A 4,264-nucleotide genomic window follows, 5' to 3' on the forward strand; every position below is an offset into this window, starting at 1 on the left:
TGCCGGCTGCCAGGGACCTGGTCTTCCATCCAGCCGGCGATTTTCTCCAGATACTCCCGGACCACCGGATGGTAATCCGGGATCTGGCAGTAACAGGACAGGTTGCTGCCGGATGACGATTCCAACCGGTAGGGAAAAAGGATCACCACGGCCCCCCGGCAGCCCGGGAGCAGACTGGTAAGATCATACCGTTCCAGTCCCTTCCCCGCCGCCAGGGGACACACCTCCGGAAAAGGATCGGGTACCGGCAGATGGCTGGGAGCCACGCCCACTTCCGTCAGGCCCAGTTTCTGGCAGAATGCCTTCAACGCCTTTTTATCCATGGTCCGCCCCCTTTTTCTGGTTTACAGGGTCATTATATCATACCCTTACAAAAACTCCCTTACCTGGTCACTGATCACCTGGCCCATGATCCGTTTCATGGGCACGTCTCCATGGAGACCGTCCAGGGCCATTTCCGTAGGCAGCTCCGGACCCATGGCTTCAAAAGGCGCCGCCACATCGATGTGGGGCTGGGTGCGGATGTACGCGTTCACCTTCCGGAAAGCTTCCTGCCAGTGGCTGTCCGTAGGCTCGTCAAAAGCCTTTTCGATGTTTCCCGGGTTGATGGGTGCCAGGGTCAGGAGCACCGGGGTGATGCCGTTTTCCCGACACATAGCCTGGATCTTCCGGAGATCGGCGATCACCTCTTCCGGTTCCGTCCCATTCCGGAGGCTGTTGCTGCCTCCCATGATCAGAAGGGTCTTCAGATGGAAAGGCAGCACATCCCGTTCAAACCGTTCCACCATCATTTCACTGGTGTCCCCGCTTTCCGACAGGTTCACTGTAGGCACAGAGATGTAATGGGCATAGCTGTATTCCAGGTCCGAGGGGCTGAAGGACAGCCGGCCCCCTCCATGGGAAATGCTGTCTCCGAAGATGCCCACCTGGACCCGATCCGTTGGTTCCAGTTCCACTTTTTCCGGCAGGCTCCATTCCCCCACCGGCCGGCCCTTGCCGTCCATCCCCCGGACCCGCCAGTAATAAGTGCCGATCCGGGGTTCCTTGTCGTACAGGTCCGTCAGTTCCGTAGTTTCTGCATAGACCCGGTGCCGGGAAGGCAGGATGCCCCCCATTTTTTCCGGCAGCTGGTCCAGCACTTCCACTTCGTACTGGCTGGCCCCCGGAAGACTTGTATAGGAATACACCGGATACAGGATCCGGGAACCGGGCTGGTCCCTCTTCATGGGACGGGGCACCGGTGCATCACGCAGGTTCCGTTCCAGGGTGTTCTGGAGCTCTGCCGGCTGGGAATAGCCTCCCAGGGGATTCCCGTCCAGGTTGTAGGCCCGGACCCGCCAGAAAAGAGGCAGCTCTCCATCCAGATCCGGCAGCTTCTCTTCATCCAGCAGGATCCGGTTGGTGTAGATTTCAGCATCCCGGTACAGGACTTCTTCTACCGAATGTTCCGGATCCAGTTCCTCAGGGATCTGGGAGAAGATCTCCAGCTCGTACCGGACGGCCTGGAGATCCTGGGGCCACTGGAGGAACCCCAGCCGGGGCCCTCCTGTCATATAGCGCTGGATGTACCGGGGCATCCGGTGCTGGACGGCATTGTCCAGCTGCCCCAGGAACAGTCCCGGCAGCAGCGCCCCCACCAGCAGCCAGCGCCACCGGCGTCTTTCCGTATGCTGCAGCATCTTTCTCCCTCCCTGTTGTTATTGTATTCCTAATCATAACAGTTCCCCATGAAAAAGGAAGATCAAAGGTGTGAAATTTGTGGTAAAAAAAGAGCCGGTGCCTAAGCACCAGCTCTTTTTGTCAGCTGACCGTTGACGGTACTGTTGCTTCCGCAACGGCGCCTCTGTCATTCACCCTTAATGGTCTTGATGATCAGTTTGTTTACCATGCCCGGGTTGGCTTTGCCCCGGGATTTCTTCATGACCTGGCCTACCAGGAAGCCGATGGCCTTGTCCTTGCCGGCCTTGTAGTCGGCTACAGACTGGGGATTGGCAGCAATGGCCTCATCCACCATGGCCTGGATGGCTCCTTCGTCGCTGACCTGTTCCAGGCCCAGCTTCTTCACCAGATCGGCAGGAGCTTCGTCCTTTTTCAGCATTTCTGCAAAGACCTTCTTGGCCAGTTTGCTGGACAGCACGCCCTTTTTGATCAGGGCCACCATCTGTCCCAGATGAGCCGGGGACACGGGGAATTCCCCGATGCCGCAGTTGTTGCTGTTCAGGTACGCGGACACATCCCCCAGGATCCAGTTGGCCACGCCTTTGGCGTCGTCGGTTTCCTTGGCGGCTGCATCGAAGTACTCAGCCATCTTCTTGTCAGCCACGATCAGTTCTGCAGAATAGTCATCCAGCCCTTTTTCGTTCATGAGACGGGCTTTCCGGGCATCCGGCAGTTCCGGCAGTTCGCTCTTGGCCTTTTCCACCCATTCTTTTTCGATGATGATGGGAGCCAGGTCCGGTTCCGGGAAATACCGGTAATCGTGGGCTTCTTCCTTGGACCGCATGGAGAAGGTCATCCCCTGGGCATCGTCCCAGGTACGGGTTTCCTGGACCACATGGCCCCCGTCTTCCAGAATTTCCTTCTGCCGTTCCACTTCGTATTCAATGGCTCTTTCCAGGGCCTTGAAGGAGTTCAGGTTCTTGATTTCCGCCCGGGTGCCGAATTCCTTGGCCCCTACGGGCATAATGGAAATGTTGGCATCGCAGCGCATGGAGCCTTCCTGCATCTTGCCGTCGCAGACCCCGGTGTACTGGAGGTAGGCCCGGAGTTTTTCCATGTAGGCACGGGCTTCCGCCGCAGACCGCATGTCCGGTTCGGACACGATTTCGATCAGAGGCACCCCGGCCCGGTTGTAGTCCACTGCAGAGAAATCAGAGGTGCTGATGGAAGCACCGGAATGGACCAGTTTCCCGGCGTCTTCTTCCATATGGATCCGGGTGATGCCGATCCGTTTGGTTTCCCCGTCCACGTTCACGTCCAGGTGCCCGTTCAGGGCAATGGGCTGATAGAACTGGGAAATCTGGTAGGCTTTGGCCAGATCCGGATAGTAGTAGTTTTTCCGGTCGAATTTGCTGTAGCGCTGGATCTCGCAGTTCACAGCCAGAGCAAAGCGCAGGGCAAATTCCACCATCTGCTTGTTGATCACAGGCAGAGCCCCGGGCATGCCCAGACAAACCGGGCATACATGGGTGTTGGGGGCACCGCCGAATTCCGTGGAGCAGGAGCAGAAAGCCTTGGTCTTGGTTTTCAGTTCCGCATGGACTTCCAGACCGATTACGGTAGTATATTCTGTCATTATTTCCGACCTCCCAGAGGTGCCACGGCTTTATGGAAATCCGTAGCCTGTTCAAAGGTATAAGCTGCCCGCAGCAGGGTCTCTTCGCCCAGAGCCTTGCCGATGAGCTGGGCCCCTACCGGCATGTTGTCCACAAAGCCGCAGGGGATGGAAATGCCGGGCAGGCCGGCCATGTTCACCGGAATGGTGGTTACGTCCAGCATGTAGACGGTCAGAGGATCCATCTTGGCATCCAGAGGATAAGCCACCACCGGGGAGGTGGGAGTCAGCAGCAGATCGCATTTTTCGAAGGCGTTGGCAAAGTCCTGACGGATCAGGGTCCGGACCTGCATGGCCTTGTTGTAATAGGCATCATAGTACCCGGAGCTGAGCACGTAGGTCCCCAGCATGATCCGGCGGCGGACTTCCTTGCCGAAGCCTTCCGTACGGGTCTTGCGCATCATTTCCGGAGCGCTTTCCGCAGCCATTTCCCGGAAGCCGTACCGGACACCGTCGAAACGGCCCAGGTTGGCGGAGGCTTCTGCCGGAGCGATGATGTAATAGGTGATTACGGCATATTCCGTATGAGGCAGGGACACTTCGATCACATGGGCACCCAGTTCTTCGAACTTCTTGGCAGCCAGCTTGATCTGGGCAGCCACTTTGGGGTCCGTGCCTTCCCCGAAGTATTCCTTGGGCAGGCCGATGGTCAGGTCCTTCACATCCTGGCGCAGAGCCTTGGTGTAGTCAGGGACCGGTGCATCATAGGAGGTGGAATCATGGGCATCCAGGCCGCTGATGGTGTTCAGCACCAGGGCGGCGTCGGTGACGTCACGGGCAATGGGCCCCACCTGGTCCAGGGAGGAGGCGAAAGCCACACAGCCGTACCGGGAAACCCGGCCGTAGGTGGGTTTCAGCCCTACGCAGCCGTTGAAGAAAGCCGGCTGCCGGATGGAACCGCCGGTATCAGAGCCCAGGGACCAAATGGCT

Annotated in this window: 4 protein-coding genes; all 4 read right to left on the minus strand. The window is 58.2% G+C overall.

Annotation, left to right across the window (positions count from 1 at the left end; translation table 11 throughout):
* The coding region (locus QVO43_RS05920; protein ID WP_288174619.1) for a QueG-associated DUF1730 domain-containing protein at positions 1-323 on the minus strand (323 nt) is incomplete at its 3' end.
* A gap of 45 nt (positions 324-368) precedes the next feature.
* A complete protein-coding gene (locus QVO43_RS05925) occupies positions 369-1,679 on the minus strand; it encodes an SGNH/GDSL hydrolase family protein (RefSeq protein WP_022487631.1) in 1,311 nt (436 codons plus the stop codon).
* A gap of 167 nt (positions 1,680-1,846) precedes the next feature.
* Positions 1,847-3,295, minus strand: coding sequence for an Asp-tRNA(Asn)/Glu-tRNA(Gln) amidotransferase subunit GatB (gatB, locus tag QVO43_RS05930; RefSeq protein WP_022487632.1), 1,449 nt, complete (start codon positions 3,293-3,295; stop codon positions 1,847-1,849).
* A partial coding sequence (locus QVO43_RS05935; protein ID WP_288174620.1) for an amidase family protein occupies positions 3,295-4,264 on the minus strand: 970 nt, incomplete at its 5' end. The genes QVO43_RS05935 and gatB, both read right to left, overlap by 1 nt.

The organism is Acidaminococcus sp. CAG:542 (assembly GCF_000437815.1).
Lineage (GTDB): Bacteria > Bacillota > Negativicutes > Acidaminococcales > Acidaminococcaceae > Acidaminococcus.

Bases quoted from the DNA above. Each gene is read 5' to 3' on its own strand.
- QVO43_RS05925 (WP_022487631.1), bottom strand. From the start codon at position 1,679: ATGCTGCAGCATACGGAAAGACGCCGGTGGCGCTGGCTGCTGGTGGGG.
- gatB (WP_022487632.1), bottom strand. From the start codon at position 3,295: ATGACAGAATATACTACCGTAATCGGTCTGGAAGTCCATGCGGAACTG.